Below are 16,181 nucleotides of genomic sequence, written 5' to 3' on the forward strand. Positions count from 1 at the left end.
TATTGATTGTTATAATTTTGAGTCAACTTGCTGTGATAGCACCCCTTTAACATCATAGATAATTGCTTTATCCTTTTTAATAGATTCAAAATCCAAATCAAGAAATTCTTTGTGTGCAACTCCAAGAATTACCGCATCAAACTTTCTACTTGGTAGTTCAACAACACTTTCAATTCCGTACTCATGCTCAACTTCCGCTGGATTTGCCCAGTGATCATATGTTGTAACCTTAATTCCGTAATCTTCTAGGGCTCTAATAACATCAACAATCTTGGTATTTCGAACGTCAGGACAGTTCTCTTTAAACGTCACTCCTAACATTAATGCTTCCGCCCCATTTACATTGATTCCTTTTTTAATCATTGTTTTTACAACTTGTGATGCCACATATTCTCCCATAGAATCATTTAGGCGTCTCCCCGCTAAAATAATCTCCGGGTGATAACCGTGCTCCTGTGCTTTTTGTGCTAAATAATATGGGTCTACTCCAATACAATGACCTCCTACAAGTCCTGGTTTAAATGGAAGAAAATTCCATTTCGTTCCGGCGGCCTCCAAAACAGCATGAGTATCAATATTCAAAAGATTAAAAATCTTTGCTAACTCATTTACGAAAGCGATATTGATATCGCGCTGTGAGTTCTCAATAACTTTTGCTGCTTCTGCTACTTTGATTGCAGGGGCAAGGTGCGTGCCGGCCAGAATAACTGATTTATAAATGTTATCCACTTCTTTCCCTATTTCAGGAGTAGATCCAGAAGTCACTTTTAAAATTTTCTCAACAGTATGTTGTTTATCTCCTGGGTTAATACGTTCTGGTGAATATCCAGCGAAAAAATCAACATTAAATTTTAGACCTGAAACCTTTTCCAATACGGGAATACATTCTTCTTCAGTAACTCCTGGATATACCGTTGACTCATATACAACGATATCTCCTTTTTTCAACACTTTTCCTACTGTTTCAGAAGCTTTATACAAAGGTGTTAAATCTGGTCTATTATTTTTATCTACCGGAGTAGGTACGGTTACCACATAAAAGTTTGCATTTTGTATATCAGCCAGTTGATTTGAACAGAATAGTCCTACCGTAGCCTCATTTTCAAAGGGATTGCTATCAACTAAAACCCCTTTAAGAACTTCATCTTCCACTTCGAGTGTTAAATCTTTACCGGAACGAAGTTCATCGATACGCTTTTGATTAATATCAAAACCAAGTACAGGATATTTTGTAGCGAATAATCTCGCTAGAGGCAAGCCTACGTAACCTAAACCAATAACAGCTATGTTTTTCATTTTAAATTCGTAAAATTTATTTTCAGTTATTTATTATCTTAAATTCTCCCAATACCACTTCGTTGCCTCTTTCAGCCCCTCTTTTATCACGTGCGATGGTTCGTAACCAAGTAGACTTTTCGCTTTTTCAACTGATGCTAGTGAGTGTGGAATATCTCCTTGCCTGTTAGGACCATGGACCACATCAACTTTTGCGATTTCAGAATCGTATTCAGTTAAGAACTCCTTTAAATACCCAACCAATTGATTAAGCGTCGTACGATCCCCAACAGCAGTATTATAAACCGTATTCACAGCATCTGGGTTGTTAGTCAACATTGCTCGCTCATTCATCTGAATGACATTATCGATATACGTAAAATCACGAGAATAGTCGCCCGCACCGTTGATAACCGGACTTTCGTAATTCATAAATTTCTTTACAAACAATGGAATAACTGCCGCATAGGCTCCATTAGGGTCTTGTCTGCGTCCAAAGACATTAAAATAGCGTAAGCCTATTGTTTCTATCCCGTAGGTTTTGGAGAATATCTCAGCATAGAGTTCATTGACATATTTTGTTATTGCGTAAGGGGATAATGGCTTTCCAATAACATCTTCTACTTTAGGCAAATTCTCAGAATCACCGTAGGTCGACGATGAGGCCGCATAGATAAAGCGCTTAACATTCGCATCGCGCGCCGCGACTAACATGTTTAAAAATCCAGACACGTTAACTTCATTCGATGTCTGCGGGTCTTTAATCGAGCGTGGAACGGAACCTAAAGCTGCCTGATGCAATACGTAATCTACACCTTTAACAGCTATTTGACAATCTTCCATATTCCGAATGTCTCCTTCGATCAATTGAAATTTGGAGTTTCCTTCATGCAGAGTCAAGTTGTGACGATGCCCCGTAGCAAAATTATCAAGTACAACTACTTGATGACCTTTTCCTAGGAAGTACTCCGTTAAATTGGAGCCAATGAATCCAGCTCCGCCGGTAATTAATATTTTACTCATCTATTTATGTTGATTATCTATTTTCCATTTTTCAAATTTTCTTTCTCCGCTACAATCTTTCTCAAGCCGGAGCTAGAAAACCTATGATCTCGACTGTTAAAATACAGCTCGATTCCTTTCTCCTCACAGTATTGTCTTCCTGTAAAGTCTCTATCTATATATTCATCTCCAACAATTCGAACATCAAGCTTAAAAGACCGCAATATATCTTCTAAATCTTGTTCTGTTGAATAAGGGACAATTTCATCGACATATACACACCCTCTTAACTGAATATACCTTTCGACAACAGTTTGCGTTGGCGCATTTTTATCCGGTCTATCTAAAGTGGGATCCATTTGCAAACCACATATCAAATAATCACACTGCCTCTTCGCTTCAGCAAGCATCATGATATGTCCTGCGTGTAACAAGTCGAATGTACTAAAAGTGATTCCTACACGAGGACCTGGATTATAATCCTTTGGTTTAGCTACTATGTTAGCTTTCTCACTTTTTTCAGTTTCTTTCATATGGTTAATTGTTAAAAATGATTAATCAATTACTCCCCAATTGCATAGTAGATGAATCCTAGCTCTTCCAATCGATTTCTATCTAATAACTTTCTACCATCAAAAACGAAGGCTGGCTTTTTCATATTGTCCTTAATTCTATCCCAATCGAAGTCTTTGAACTCATCCCACTCTGTGAGGATTGCGATACCGTGCGCATCCTTGCAAGCTTCATAGGCATCTTCAGCTACTTCGAGTAAATACTCGTTCTCGCTATTAGTCCTTGATTGTAGATATTCTAAATCTTTATAAATCTGATGTTTCTGAACTTTCGGATCAAATACTGCGATCTTCGCTTGTTCTTCTAATAGATGATCTGCCACATAAATTGCCGCAGATTCTCTCGTATCGTTCGTGTTTTTCTTAAAGGCCCATCCCAGAAAAGCAATTTTCTTGCCATTTACGGTATTATACATCGATTGTATTATCTTTTCTGCAAATCTTGTTTTCTGATGGTCATTAATACGGATCACTTGATCCCAATAATCCGCGACTTCATTCAGGTTATATGACCGAGCAATATATACTAAATTTAACAAATCTTTTTGAAAACATGAGCCACCAAAGCCGACTGAAGCTTTCAAAAATTTTGATCCTATTCTGGAGTCCTGACCTATGGCGTGTGCAACTTCATCAACGTTGGCTCCCGTCGCCTCACATAGTTCTGAAATGGAATTAATAGAAGAAACTCTTTGGGCCAAGAATGCATTCGCGACTAATTTTGACAGTTCAGAAGACCAAAGGTTGGTAGTAATAATTCGCTCATTCGGCACCCATGCCTGGTATATATTTTTCAAGGCTTGAATAGCACCTTGATCTTCTCCACCAATTAGGATACGATCCGGATTTTGCAGGTCAGCAATTGCTGTACCTTCCGCCAAAAACTCAGGATTTGAAAGTACATGAAATTGAACCCCGTTACCCGTATGATCCAAAATACTTTTAATGGTAGCAGCGGTACGCACAGGTATCGTTGATTTCTCAACTATAATCTTTGAAGTAGTTGAAACTTCCGCAATTTGTCTTGCACAAAGCTCAATAAATTTTAAGTCAGCCGCCTGCCCTTTCCCTTTTCCGTAGGTCTTTGTAGGTGTATTAACTGAAATAAAGATCATGTCGGCTTCTTCAATAGCTTTAGTCACATTGGTAGAAAAGAAAAGGTTCCTTCCCCTAGCTTCCAATACGACTTGATCTAAACCAGGCTCATATACAGGCAGACTCTCTAAGTTTTCATTATTCCAAGCGTTTATTCTGTCAACATTTAAGTCAACAACGGTTACTTGTATTTCTGGATTTTTTTGCGCGATCACGGACATCGTTGGTCCTCCAACATATCCAGCTCCTATACATGCGATCTTCTTAATTCTCATTTGAATTTTTAGTAGTCTTCAGAAATATACTAACTTAATCTTCTTTTTGAAAAAGAATTATTTGCTGTTGAACTTGTTTGTCAAGTTCAAAAAATATAAAAACCTTCTTTCCCAATAATAACTCGATTTTTGCAGCAAGTTGTTTCAAATAATCCGTATCAAGATTATTTCCAAGAACTAATACTTCTATCGTACCGGAATCAATTCCTTTAGCATAATCACCTAAAAGGCTCACTTGTTTAACATCTCCGGACTTTTCAAGAACACTTTCAATCGCTTTGTCGATTCCTAAATATTTTCTTACAAGATTCTGAAGTGACTCAAACAAGGGATGCTGCGTGTTTGCTCGGTAATAGATGCGCTGATTTTGCTGTTCTCGCAGTAGGTATCCGGCATCGGTAAGTTGGTTAAGCTCTTTACGAACCGCATTAGTGGATTCATGGAATTCTTCCGCGATACCACGCAAGTATCCCTTATTTGTTGCTGAAACAAAAAATTTGATAAGCAATTTTAATCGGGTCTTCGACGTAATAAGCGAGTCCAACATAAGTTAGTATTGAGCAACAAAAGTACTCAAGATTTTTAATAAAACAAATTGTTTAAGAATTCGATTTGATATTTTTTTTCAAAATTTAGCCTTTCCTTCTATGCAAACGTTTGAGTAACTAAACACCTGTATATAAGAAGGAAAAGCATCGCCACATTTCTGCACGATGCTTGTAACAACCTAAAAAATGGATTAAACTGCTAAACCTTTAGACTTCCCGTATGTAGTAGACTGTTGCCCAATGTCAAAGTCTCGAAGTGTATAATATGATGTTTTCAAAAACAATTTTTTCTCGCCCTTTCTATCTACAATGTAACCCCTTACGACAACGCTTTCTTGCTTGCCAGAATGGCTCTGCAGAGCTCTATTACTAATAGAGAAACCGATAGAACGCATTGCACTTTCCGTCGCTTGACCGGGTGTTATAAAGAAGTTTAATTTTTCGAATGCATTGACACGGATGTGCTTATTGCTGCTTTGCACACCCGTGATTACAACTTCTTTCACATGTTCCCCGTAGCTCGGAAGTTGAAATATAATGCACCCATAGTGGGAATTAAAATCCCCATTATTTTGATCTAACAACAGATTTACTGTTAAATCGGCATACTTGTCAAAGTTACTGTACGCAAATTTTCTGTAGAAAAAGAACAACGCGCCAGCCGAAAGTATAATTGCGATTATTATTAAATAGTTCATTTCGGATAATCTTTTACTTTTACTAATTGCAAATTGAATAAGCCAAAAATAGCATTGATCTTTCGTATTTCGGTAATATCTAGGGGTGGACAATAGGTGGACAAATCGCTACAAATCGTAAAAAGCTCAGTTCGTACCATGTACAAAGCGTTAACTTTCAACAAAATAAAATGTCCCACCCAACGGGTAGGACATTTTATTTTAGTTTTCAATAGGTTCTTGCTTTTTCTTGAGTCTTTGTTTAGCTTTTTTAACCGCATCGATTGAGACACCAAGAAGGTCACTCATGCTTCGATTACTCAGATCCAATTTTATCAGGGACAATAGGCGCAAATCGTTTTCGGAGAGCTTTGGATAAATAACCTTTTGTTCTAGAAGGAATCCAGGGTACACCCTATCGAAGACTGCTTTAAACTTTAACCAACGTTCGTCTGTCATAATATGTGTCTCCAACATATCGCTTAGGCTTTCATTTATCTTCTCCTGATGTTTACGATCGAGATCAATCCCATGTGATACTTCCATCCTTAATTGTTGAATAGTTGAATCGTTTTGTTTTATGGTATTTGTAAACTCCTCTAAAGAATCTCTTAAGACGATTAACTCCTGATCCAATATATTCTTTTCGAATGCTAGTTTCAATTGTTCCTTCTCAAGAAGAGTGGATTTGATTTTTTCTTTATTCCTTGAGCGGTTTACCAAGAGGATAATAATGACAAAGCCCAACAACAGAAGAAGACCAAAAAGTTGATATTTTTGTTGCGATTGAATTTTCTTCATTTCTGCAGTTTTTACAGCTTGATCATAACGCTCAGACTCCCATTGCCAATAGATCTTCTGCATCATATCAAAATTGGTCTGACTAGTCAAACTGTCGCTTAATGCTAAAAACTCGTGTAGATGAATCAGCTCTTTAGCCTTATTACCCTCTCCGTTTGCTATGTTCGCAAATATTTTTGCAATATCTTTCTTGTATTGGAGAAAGTAGGGCTTATCCTCTACATACCCCTGTGATCTAAAAAGTGCCTCTTTCGCTTCTGCCCACTGCTGTTTCTCCACATATATTTCCGCAAGCGCAATATATGCTCTCATCGCGTCTAAATACTCATTGAACTTCTCAGAATACTTGATATTTTGCTGTACTAACTCTAAAGCTTTAGTGAAATTCCCGCGAGATCTTTCAAAATCTGCTAGATTACCAGAAATGATACCTACCCAAACAGAATCCTTTGCCTCAGTAGCTACTTTCATCGCATGTTTAAAGTACCCTTCAGCTTCCGCTAACTGAAAGTCACGCCGTAAGTAGACCCCAATTGCGTTAAACATGTCTATTCGTTTTCGACTTAATTCATCAGTATAGGGCACGCCCAACTTTAAGTAAACGATCGCCTTCTTATGATCTCCAATATAACTATAGAAATTAGCCATATAGCCATAATGCAGCGGCACAAGTGGCATAGTGGCTGAAAGAACATTGTCGCGGAACTCATTCGCTCTAAGAAAATATGGGAACGCCTCTTTAACTTTTCTATAGGTAAAGTAGTAATAGCCCCAACGAATATTCGTCAACATTTCCAAATGTTGATTGCTTTTCACGGCAACTGAATTTAATGCTAAGCGAAAATAGTGGTCAGACTGAGGATTGACGTCATCATATGCGACAGAAAAAGCATCCGCCATCAAAAGATAATAGGCAAACTTTAATTCTTCCCTTTTTTCTCTTTTTGCAAATTCTAATAGCGGATCTAAAATCTTATGAATTTCAACTGTATCCTTCCCAATATGTGTATTGATCTGCAAGGCTTCCTCTAAAACTGCTTTATTGCTTTTTAATTTCAACAAATGAGCATAGGGACTCTTTCCTTCCACATTGAAAAGGCAAAAAATCAGTACTTGTATAAAGGTTAATATTGACGCTTTCGAAAACATTAGAATAAATCTCTCAATAAAAGTTGAAACGTGGAAATTAAAAATTTAGTTGGAGTTTAGACAGAATAATATCGAAAATCCTACTTAGCAATTCGTCTTACATAATTATAATAATCACCTTTTTTATCATCGATACTCGATAACACTCTCTCCCTAGAAATAAAACCTTTCAAGATAGCTATTTCCTCAAGACAAGCAACTTTCAAAGACGTACGCTTTTCAATAGTCTTAATAAACTCCGTTGCTTCAGAAAGTGATTCGTGAGTTCCTGTATCTAACCACGCAAAACCTCTCCCTAATAGTTGCAAATGGAGAACGCCTTTACTTAAATAAGCTTGATTAACGCTTGTAATCTCCAGCTCACCTCTGTTTGACGGTTTAACATTTTGCGCTATCGAAATAACATCGTTTGGGTAGAAATACAAACCAACAACTGCATAATTAGATTTGGGATCTTCAGGTTTTTCCTCAATATCTAAGACCTTTCCTTCTTTATTGAAAGACGCAACCCCATATCGTTCAGGATCTTCTACATAATATCCAAAAACAACAGCTTTTCTTTCCTTTTCAACTTTCTCTTTGGCTTCTTGCAGCAATACTTGAAGTCCCGCCCCGTAAAAAATATTATCTCCTAATATTAAACAAACATCATCATCTTTGATAAAATCCTTACCAATAATGAACGCTTGGGCAAGACCATCCGGATGTGGTTGCTCCGCATAAGAAATGGTTAGCCCAAGTTGACTCCCTGAACCGAAAAGGCGTTGGAAATTTGGAAGATCTGCCGGTGTTGAAATGATCAACACTTCGGTAATCCCTGCCATCATGAGCACAGATAAGGGATAATATATCATAGGTTTATCATAGACAGGCAAAAGTTGTTTTGATACGACTTGAGTTAATGGATGTAACCGGGTACCCGAACCACCTGCTAAAATTATCCCCTTCATGATTAAATTGAATTATTGTTGATTTCGCCCATCTCGATGAGCATCTTTTTTAGACTAGTTTCCCACTTAGGAATTTGAATACCAAAAGTACTTTTTATTTTTGAATTATCGAGCCACGAGAATTTAGGTCGTTTTGCAACTGTTGGAAATTCAGCACTTGATATAGGGAGAATCGAACAACTAAGATTTGCTAACTTCTTTATCGCTTTTGCAAAATCAAACCAAGAGAGACATCCTTCATTGGCATAATGATATATTCCTCCAATCCATTTTTCACTTAAAATTATTCCTTTTATCGCAACAGCGAGATCTCTTGCATATGTTGGGGATCCAACTTGATCATCAACAACCCTTATTTCCTCGCGTTCAGACATCAATTTAAGCATGGTTTTCACAAAATTATTGCCGAACGTCGAATATACCCAAGAAGTTCTAATGATGATCGCGTTTCGATTCTCGTTCAAGATGGCACGCTCTCCTAACGCCTTAGTTTCTCCATACACATTAATTGGCTTCACTATATCCTCTTCTACCCATGCCCTATTTCCTTCCCCATCAAAAACATAATCTGTTGATATAGAAATAAATTTACAATCCGTCGCTTGTGAATATATCGCCATCTCTTTGACAGCGAGGTGATTTACACGATTTGCTAACTCGAATTCTTCCTCCGCACGGTCAACAGCAGTATAAGCTGCTGCATTTATTATACAATTCGGTTTATACGCTTTTAGTTTAGCTTGAATTTGCTCAACGCTGTCCAATGGGAAGTTCTTACGATCGACAAACTCGAATTGAAAATTCTCTATATCTTCAAAAACGACTCTTAATTCACGTCCTAATTGACCCGTAGCGCCAGTAATTAAAATCAGCGGTTTCACGTTTTCTTGCATTATAACTTGATTTCATGAAGAAATGGAAGTACTTGATCCTTTTCAGAAAGGATCAAATCATTGATGGGAACTGTCCAATCAATAGCAAGCGTCGGGTCATCATACCGAACACCTATTTCCGCGTTTTTATAATAGAAATTATCACACTTATAGAAAAACTCAGCATGTTCAGAAACAACGACAAATCCATGTAGAAATCCACGAGGAATATAAAGCTGACGTCTATTTTCTGCCGAAAGTATCGCAGTAATATGTTGCCCAAAAGTTGGAGATTCTGGTCTAAAATCTACCGCGACATCTAACACCTCTCCCTTCAACACCCGTACTAATTTCGCCTGAGCATACTCCCCGGACTGTGCATGTAATCCACGAATAACTCCATAACTGGATAAGGACTGGTTATCTTGTACAAAATGAATATCTTGCCCTAATGCTTCATTTAAGCTTTTTTCATTATATGATTCAAAGAAATATCCGCGATTATCTCCAATAATGTTTGGTTCGATAATAAAACAGCCTTCTAATTTTGTTTCTATTGCTTTCATCGAATTGCTATTTAGAATAATGATCGGAATAATAGTCTTGATAATCTCCAGTTAGAACCTTTCTCAACCAATCTTGATTGTTAAGATACCAATCGATCGTCAAGGCTAGCCCCTCTTGAAAAGTCACGGACGGTTTCCAACCTAGCTCGTTTTTAATTTTAGAGGCATCTATAGCATAACGCAAGTCGTGACCAGGCCGATCTTTAATAAAAGTAATTTGGGATTCGGAGGTTCCAACTTCACGACCAAGCTTCTCATCCATTTGCCTACACAATTCTCGAACAAGATCGATATTCTGCCATTCATTAAACCCGCCGATATTATATGAGCTCCCATCTACTCCCTTATGAAAAACCAAATCAATCGCTCGTGCATGGTCGACCACATAGAGCCAGTCTCTTGTATATTTGCCATCGCCATATATCGGCAATGCTTTACCTTCTAAAATATTGGTAATGCAGAGCGGGATCAGTTTTTCTGGAAAATGATTTGGACCATAATTGTTTGAACAATTCGTTATCACAATTGGGAGTCCATAGGTGTCATGATACGCTCTAACGAAATGGTCAGAAGAGGCCTTTGACGCTGAATAGGGCGAATGTGGGTCATATTTTGTTTCTTCCGAAAACAATCCATTTGTCCCCAGAGATCCAAATACTTCGTCCGTAGATATGTGATGAAATCTCTTATCTACAAAACTGTCTTTCCAAGCGTGTCTAGCTTCCTCTAGCAAGTTTACTGTCCCAACTACATTCGTATGAACAAAGGCCAACGGATTTGAAATAGATCTATCGACATGGGATTCTGCAGCAAGGTGAATCACGCCGTCGGGCCTGTATTTGTTAAATAATTCATGAAGTGAATGACGATCAGTTATATCAGCTTTTTCAAACTTATAATTTGTTGCTGTTTCAATATCCTTAAGATTCTCTAAGTTTCCAGCATAGGTCAACGAATCCACATTAACAACCTGATATTTAGGGTATTTTAAAACAAAATGTCGAACAACATGTGACCCAATAAAGCCAGCTCCGCCGGTGATTAGAATGCACTTTTTCATTCAAGCAAAATAAAGAAATAAAAGGAGAATTTAAGGAATAAGTCATCAACAAAAAAAGAGCCCCTAAGGACTCTATCAATATTTTATATTACGCTGATCTACATCATTCAAGATTCAGGCGCTATCGTACGACTCTTAAGCAATTTTTTTTTCCTGCGCAGTCTCAAACATCGTCGCATTTTTAATTGGACAATCTCTCAACAACTCGCGTACGTCATACTTAGAAACAACTCCCTTCAAAGCGTCCAAATGTCTGTTATGATGCATGTCAGTTCCGACAAAATCATACATACCAGCACGTATTAACGTTAGCGCTGCAGTCTTGACATGTTCACCATAATATTTACTAATTGACAATAAATTAAGTTGAAGCATGCAGCCAGCATTTTTAATTTCTTCGAATATCTTAAAGTTATTATGGTAGTAATTATAACGCTCGGGGTGTGCTAAAATAGGCTGATAACCTTTTTCCAGTAAATTTTTGATAATACTAAACAGGCCTTTGGATTCCGATAAATATGACATTTCAATCAATACATATTTATTGGGCATTAAACATAGCTGATCATTTTCAATCAGAAAACCCAGTTGATCATCAATCATATATTCTGCAGAGAATTTCAATTCAAAGTCAATGTTCCTTGTTGACAAGGCTGCCTTCAAGTTTTGATGAGCTGAGCCAATCGTCTGCGGCGTATTATTATGTACACCATACATCACATGGGGAGTAGAAACCGAACGATGTATGCCTAAGTCTTTCAATCCTTTAATCAGTTCAATGGACTGATCAACATCTGGACTACCATCATCAATTCCCGGCAACAAATGGTTGTGAATATCCCAAGTAATCCATGATAGCTTATTATGATAAGTTTTATTCTTTTTCTTCCTTCCCCCAAATAAGTTATTCCAAAATCCCATAGCGTTTAAAATAAGGCGTTTATCGAATCATCAAGTAAACTGACAAAGATAAACTATTCTAAATTTAACTCTTAATCTTTACTTATAGTAATACGACGATTGTAAAATAAACGCTACAGCAAATACTAAACTAGAGGAGATTGCCCTTTTTCCAACAACTCATACACTTGTTTGACTTCCTGCGATCGATTTCTATCTAAAATTAAAACTGCATCGTCGGTATTAATCAGCATACAGTTCGATAAACCTACAAATACGGTATGCTTACTAGTTCCTACAACAATGTTGCCATTTTCATCAACAGGGTGACCCTTTTCCTTTAGGTAGCTGAATAGGGAGTCGAAAGCGCCCATATCCGACCACCGAAACTTTGCCGGAACTACCTTAATTAAGTCTGATTTTTCAAGCACAGCATAGTCAATACTCTTTGAGGGAATCTGCAGTGAATGCTCCTGGTCAAGTACTAAGTCGGTCGCATACTCAAACGCAGTTTCGGCGGCAGCATAGAGCTTTGGCTCGAAACGCATTAATTCCTCCAGAAAAACGCCTGCTTTGAAACAGAAAATTCCAGAATTCCAAAGGAAGCTCCCTCGTTTGAGAAACTCTCGTGCAGTTAACTCGTTGGGTTTTTCACGAAAAGCGAGTACCGTGTTTCCTTCATGCTCGATATATCCATATCCCGTTTCAGGACGCGTGGGAATAATACCGAATGTAGCGATGTAACCCTCTTGTGCGAAAACTATTCCTTGGTTGATCGCCTCTTGGTAATCTTCTTCACCTTCAATCAAATGATCCGATGGGGTAACAATTAGGATGTCGTCAGGTTCCGCATGGAAGGCCGCAAATGCAATAGCTGCCGCTGTATTTCTGGGCGCAGCTTCAGCAATAATATCGCTATCAAATCTCTTAAGAACCGCTTCAGCCAAATCCTTGTTTTGACTAGAGCCCACTAAGGTGACCTTCGAAACTAAAGGTTGATTTCGCTCAACGGTTAATTCGAACAACGTTTTGCCCCCGAACAGTGGGAGATATTGTTTTGGCCTTGCCTTTCTGGAGAGCGGCCACAGTCGTGAGCCGACACCTCCAGACAATACGACATTTATAATTTTACTCATGATTAGCCGATTTTAAATTGTTTTTTACTTGATCTATCTTTAAGTATAACTCTGCAGTTGCACGAGCATCCGATAGTGCATCGTGATGTTGTAAGGAAACGCCCATAATTTCACAACAAATGCTAAGCTTTGTTCTTTCAAACCCTAATGCTCGATATATTTTACTGGTACATTCCCATGTCTGCGGAAGCTGCAATTGTTGATAGGACAAGTCATAAAACTTCATGGTCTCTTTCAGTACCGAGCGATCCAGTAACTCATCATGAGCAACCATCACCTGCCCCTTTAACAAATGATCAATTTGTGGGAAAAGTTCAATAAAACTGGGTGCATCTTCGGTGTGTTTTGACTTAATCCCATGAACACGTGAAGTTTGCCACATATATTTGTTTTCCGGAGGTCTAACCAAACTATAAAACTCGTTGGTAATGATTCCATTGACGACATTTACGATGCCTACTGCACAAACACTACTGTATTTAGCGGTAGCTAACTCGAAATCTATACTGGTAAATGTATTTGACATAGGTGTCTTCAAAGCAATTTCTTTAATTTAATATCCATATTTATCCTTCCAGCGTTCCTTTAAGGACGCTCGAAGTTTATCTTCAGCGGCATTACTTCCCGGTTCATAAAGCTTTAAACCTTTCAACTGATCTGGCATATACTCCTGCAAGACAAAATTTCCGGGAAAAGCATGAGAATATTTATAATCGCCGCCATAATCCAGCGCTTTCATCAGCTTGGTAGGAGCATTCCTGAGATGTAAAGGTACCGAAAGATTACTCGTCTGCCTAACGATTGCTTGCGCCTTATTAATCGCTTCATAAGCTGCGTTACTCTTCACTGAACTCGCCAGATAAGTTACCGTTTGAGAAAGAATTATCCTTGATTCGGGCCAACCTATCACGTTTACCGCTTGAAAACAGTTGTTCGCAAGTAATAGCGCATTGGGGTTTGCATTCCCTATGTCTTCGGATGCTAGAATTAATAAACGCCTAGCAATGAATTTGGGATCCTCGCCTCCTTCGATCATCCTTGCAAGCCAATACACTGCAGCATTTGGGTCAGAACCTCGAATCGATTTAATAAAAGCAGAAATGACATCATAATGCTGTTCACCGGATTTATCGTATCGAATTCTATTCTGCTGAACATGTTTTGCAACAAAATCGTTTGCAATTGGAAGCTTTTGATGCACCGCAGCTTGACTTACCAATTCCAATATATTTAATAATTTACGGGCGTCTCCCCCGGACAACTGTAATAGTGCATCGTACTCCTTAACCTCAATTTTCTCTTGGTTTAAGTATTCATCTTCGCTTAATGCTTTATCCACAATATGGATTAAGTCTTCTTTCGCTAACTCCTCCAAGACGTAAACTTGACATCTAGAAAGCAATGCCGATATCACTTCAAAAGATGGATTTTCAGTCGTTGCACCAATTAGGGTTACTGTACCGCGTTCCACTGCTCCAAGCAGAGAATCCTGTTGTGATTTGGAAAACCTATGGATCTCATCAATGAAAAGAATTGGTTGTTCCTGATTGAATTGCCTAAGTTGCTCTGCTTTTTCGATGACTTCGCGAACCTCTTTCACACCCGACTGAATGGCACTTAAGCTGTAAAAAGGCCTTTCTAGCGCCTTCGCAATAAGCAATGCGAGGGTTGTTTTGCCAACGCCTGGTGGGCCCCAAAGAATAATAGAAGGAATACCTTTTTGATCTATTGCATTTTTAAGGACGGCACCATCCCCGACGATATGTTTTTGCCCCACATAATCTTCTAGCGATTTAGGGCGCATTCGTTCAGCTAAAGGAATCCTCGTTGTCATAATTAACAAAACTATTGATTTTTGCTCGTAACGGCAATGCTTCGCTTCATGTATAACATATATAGATCAAAATGTGGCGAATGTTTTACCTTATCCTAAATTGTCGTTCGTTACTGTTGCTTTATAACATTAATTAACAGTTCAAATTATGAAATCTCAATAGAATTGATAATTTTGGAAAAAGCAATTTCGAGGATGTTCAACAAAGTGCGTGTGTTATTGGCCATAGTGCTGATTATTTCGTTAAAGGGAGTAAAAGCCCAGAGTGGCAGTGAAGTATTGGACCCTGCGGGTTTTGTTACAAAATACAATCCAAACTTCAAAGGCATTGGGCCCGAAGTCTATAACTTACCGGCTCCGAGAACTAAAGAAGAAGTTCTTGTCGACTCTTATAAGGAGAAAAACAGCTTTTATGATTCAATTGCTCGACAATTAGATTACCAAAACCTAATCGAAGAATTTCAACAGACCTCGAATTCGAGTTATTTAATTCAACAATTTCAACCATTTCCCAATAGTGCTGAAAAATGGATGGATCTGATCAATTCTTTAAAGAGAAATAATAATACGCGTTTAGCAGCAGGTTTACTTAATGTATACGCGCTGGAGGCTACGAAACAAAACGATATTAAAAAGTCAATTGCTTTACTAGCTGAAGCGCTAGGACTTATTCAAAACACTGAATTTAAAGCGGATGCTAGTATTGTGCAATTTAACCTAGCCAATGCTCACCTCTATCAACGAAGTTTTTCCGACGCTGACGCTTTACAAGAACAATATCTACAAAAGGCTATCGACAGCAAGCGTATTACCGATCAGGCTAATTCACTCGTTCAAGCTGGATTAATTCGTGCTCATCAAAAAGAATACAAAGCAGCAGAAAACAGTATTATACGTCGCGCCATTCCGATTTACAACAAGACCAAGGATTTTAGCGGAAAAACCAAAGCTTGGATTCAGCTAGCAAAGATTTATCAACTTCAAAATAAGCACACCGAAGCACAATGGTTCTTAATTCAAGCAAGAGATCTGGCGAATTCAAAGAACTTCAAAATGGATTTACCAGAAATTGAATATATGTTAGGCTATTCCAAATTCATGCAGCAAAATTATCGTGTTGCAAAATTAGAATTGGAAAAAGCTAAAACATTGGCTGATGGAGAGAACAATAAGGCCCTACAATTAGCTATCCATGATAAGCTTGGGGAAATCGATATGATTATGGGGAATTACGAGTCTGCAGAAGCACACCTATCGGAATATTGGAAATTGAGAAAAGAGCTATTCTAATATCAGTTTAAAACACTTTTCTGTCATCAAAATCAACTCATTATCTTAAAAAGTGTTAAGATCACTCATTATGGGTCAATATTTGATTATTGAAATGATAATTTTACGTTGATGCCTCCTACATTGATTTAAATTTTAACTAAATTTAGCGGCTACAATCGTCGATAAAACGATTCGAG

The 16,181-nt window shown here is 38.0% G+C and carries 16 protein-coding genes; 1 reads left to right on the forward strand and 15 read right to left on the reverse strand.

The genetic code is table 11. From position 1 onward, the window contains the following. Positions 1–9: 9 nt before the first annotated feature. The 15 genes from GFH32_RS17295 to GFH32_RS17365 form a co-directional block, all read right to left on the reverse strand. Positions 10–1,296 carry a nucleotide sugar dehydrogenase gene (locus GFH32_RS17295; RefSeq protein WP_153512792.1) on the reverse strand — a complete coding sequence of 429 codons (1,287 nt, stop codon included), beginning with the start codon at positions 1,294–1,296 and terminating at the stop codon, positions 10–12. 33 nt (positions 1,297–1,329) lie between these two features. Continuing rightward, positions 1,330–2,298 (reverse strand): SDR family oxidoreductase, encoded by a 969-nt coding sequence (locus GFH32_RS17300; protein WP_153512793.1) that lies wholly within the window; start codon positions 2,296–2,298, stop codon positions 1,330–1,332. A gap of 17 nt (positions 2,299–2,315) precedes the next feature. After that, complete coding sequence (locus GFH32_RS17305) at positions 2,316–2,810, reverse strand: adenylyltransferase/cytidyltransferase family protein (RefSeq protein WP_153512794.1); 495 nt, start codon at positions 2,808–2,810, stop codon at positions 2,316–2,318. Positions 2,811–2,839: 29 nt separating this feature from the next. Beyond that, positions 2,840–4,219 carry a nucleotide sugar dehydrogenase gene (locus tag GFH32_RS17310; protein ID WP_153512795.1) on the reverse strand — a complete coding sequence of 460 codons (1,380 nt, stop codon included), beginning with the start codon at positions 4,217–4,219 and terminating at the stop codon, positions 2,840–2,842. A 34-nt stretch (positions 4,220–4,253) separates the two neighbouring features. Beyond that, on the reverse strand, positions 4,254–4,727 hold the full coding sequence (locus GFH32_RS17315) for a winged helix-turn-helix domain-containing protein (protein ID WP_228384164.1): 474 nt from the start codon (positions 4,725–4,727) through the stop codon (positions 4,254–4,256). 231 nt (positions 4,728–4,958) lie between these two features. Then, a complete protein-coding gene (locus GFH32_RS17320; protein WP_153512797.1) occupies positions 4,959–5,465 on the reverse strand; it encodes a hypothetical protein in 507 nt (168 codons plus the stop codon). A 201-nt stretch (positions 5,466–5,666) separates the two neighbouring features. Continuing rightward, complete coding sequence (locus GFH32_RS17325) at positions 5,667–7,334, reverse strand: tetratricopeptide repeat protein (protein WP_153512798.1); 1,668 nt, start codon at positions 7,332–7,334, stop codon at positions 5,667–5,669. Between the two features lie 140 nt (positions 7,335–7,474). Next, on the reverse strand, positions 7,475–8,344 hold the full coding sequence (gene rfbA, locus GFH32_RS17330) for a glucose-1-phosphate thymidylyltransferase RfbA (RefSeq protein ID WP_153512799.1): 870 nt from the start codon (positions 8,342–8,344) through the stop codon (positions 7,475–7,477). Positions 8,345–8,346: 2 nt separating this feature from the next. Continuing rightward, entirely contained in the window at positions 8,347–9,237 is an 891-nt protein-coding gene (gene rfbD, locus GFH32_RS17335) for a dTDP-4-dehydrorhamnose reductase (protein WP_153512800.1), read from the reverse strand. After that, positions 9,237–9,782 carry a dTDP-4-dehydrorhamnose 3,5-epimerase gene (rfbC, locus tag GFH32_RS17340; RefSeq protein WP_153512801.1) on the reverse strand — a complete coding sequence of 182 codons (546 nt, stop codon included), beginning with the start codon at positions 9,780–9,782 and terminating at the stop codon, positions 9,237–9,239. Before rfbC ends, rfbD begins: the two co-directional genes overlap by 1 nt. 7 nt (positions 9,783–9,789) lie before the next feature. Next, positions 9,790–10,842: a dTDP-glucose 4,6-dehydratase gene (gene rfbB / locus GFH32_RS17345; RefSeq protein WP_153512802.1), complete on the reverse strand. Its 1,053-nt coding sequence runs from the start codon at positions 10,840–10,842 to the stop codon at positions 9,790–9,792. A gap of 135 nt (positions 10,843–10,977) precedes the next feature. Beyond that, positions 10,978–11,763, reverse strand: a complete 786-nt coding sequence (locus GFH32_RS17350) for a tyrosine-protein phosphatase (protein ID WP_153512803.1) — start codon at positions 11,761–11,763, stop codon at positions 10,978–10,980. Between the two features lie 125 nt (positions 11,764–11,888). After that, a complete protein-coding gene (locus tag GFH32_RS17355; RefSeq protein ID WP_153512804.1) occupies positions 11,889–12,878 on the reverse strand; it encodes a mannose-1-phosphate guanylyltransferase in 990 nt (329 codons plus the stop codon). Next, entirely contained in the window at positions 12,871–13,404 is a 534-nt protein-coding gene (locus GFH32_RS17360) for an exonuclease domain-containing protein (RefSeq protein WP_153512805.1), read from the reverse strand. The genes GFH32_RS17355 and GFH32_RS17360 overlap by 8 nt, the downstream gene beginning before the upstream one ends. Positions 13,405–13,431: 27 nt before the next feature. Further along, positions 13,432–14,712, reverse strand: a complete 1,281-nt coding sequence (locus GFH32_RS17365) for a replication-associated recombination protein A (RefSeq protein WP_153512806.1) — start codon at positions 14,710–14,712, stop codon at positions 13,432–13,434. A 195-nt stretch (positions 14,713–14,907) separates the two neighbouring features. Between GFH32_RS17365 and GFH32_RS17370 the strand changes: the two genes are divergently transcribed. Next, positions 14,908–16,002: a tetratricopeptide repeat protein gene (locus tag GFH32_RS17370; protein ID WP_160366847.1), complete on the forward strand. Its 1,095-nt coding sequence runs from the start codon at positions 14,908–14,910 to the stop codon at positions 16,000–16,002. The last annotated feature ends 179 nt before the right edge of the window (positions 16,003–16,181 follow it).

The organism is Sphingobacteruim zhuxiongii (genome assembly GCF_009557615.1).
GTDB lineage: Bacteria > Bacteroidota > Bacteroidia > Sphingobacteriales > Sphingobacteriaceae > Sphingobacterium > Sphingobacterium zhuxiongii.

Excerpts from the sequence above, each read along its gene's own strand:
- GFH32_RS17295 (WP_153512792.1), bottom strand. The coding sequence starts at position 1,296 with ATGAAAAACATAGCTGTTATTGGTTTAGGTTACGTAGGCTTGCCTCTA.
- GFH32_RS17300 (WP_153512793.1), bottom strand. The coding sequence starts at position 2,298 with ATGAGTAAAATATTAATTACCGGCGGAGCTGGATTCATTGGCTCCAAT.
- GFH32_RS17305 (WP_153512794.1), bottom strand. The coding sequence starts at position 2,810 with ATGAAAGAAACTGAAAAAAGTGAGAAAGCTAACATAGTAGCTAAACCA.
- GFH32_RS17310 (WP_153512795.1), bottom strand. The coding sequence starts at position 4,219 with ATGAGAATTAAGAAGATCGCATGTATAGGAGCTGGATATGTTGGAGGA.
- GFH32_RS17320 (WP_153512797.1), bottom strand. The coding sequence starts at position 5,465 with ATGAACTATTTAATAATAATCGCAATTATACTTTCGGCTGGCGCGTTG.
- rfbA (WP_153512799.1), bottom strand. The coding sequence starts at position 8,344 with ATGAAGGGGATAATTTTAGCAGGTGGTTCGGGTACCCGGTTACATCCA.
- rfbD (WP_153512800.1), bottom strand. The coding sequence starts at position 9,237 with ATGCAAGAAAACGTGAAACCGCTGATTTTAATTACTGGCGCTACGGGT.
- rfbC (WP_153512801.1), bottom strand. The coding sequence starts at position 9,782 with ATGAAAGCAATAGAAACAAAATTAGAAGGCTGTTTTATTATCGAACCA.
- rfbB (WP_153512802.1), bottom strand. The coding sequence starts at position 10,842 with ATGAAAAAGTGCATTCTAATCACCGGCGGAGCTGGCTTTATTGGGTCA.
- GFH32_RS17350 (WP_153512803.1), bottom strand. The coding sequence starts at position 11,763 with ATGGGATTTTGGAATAACTTATTTGGGGGAAGGAAGAAAAAGAATAAA.
- GFH32_RS17355 (WP_153512804.1), bottom strand. The coding sequence starts at position 12,878 with ATGAGTAAAATTATAAATGTCGTATTGTCTGGAGGTGTCGGCTCACGA.
- GFH32_RS17360 (WP_153512805.1), bottom strand. The coding sequence starts at position 13,404 with ATGTCAAATACATTTACCAGTATAGATTTCGAGTTAGCTACCGCTAAA.
- GFH32_RS17365 (WP_153512806.1), bottom strand. The coding sequence starts at position 14,712 with ATGACAACGAGGATTCCTTTAGCTGAACGAATGCGCCCTAAATCGCTA.
- GFH32_RS17370 (WP_160366847.1), top strand. The coding sequence starts at position 14,908 with ATGTTCAACAAAGTGCGTGTGTTATTGGCCATAGTGCTGATTATTTCG.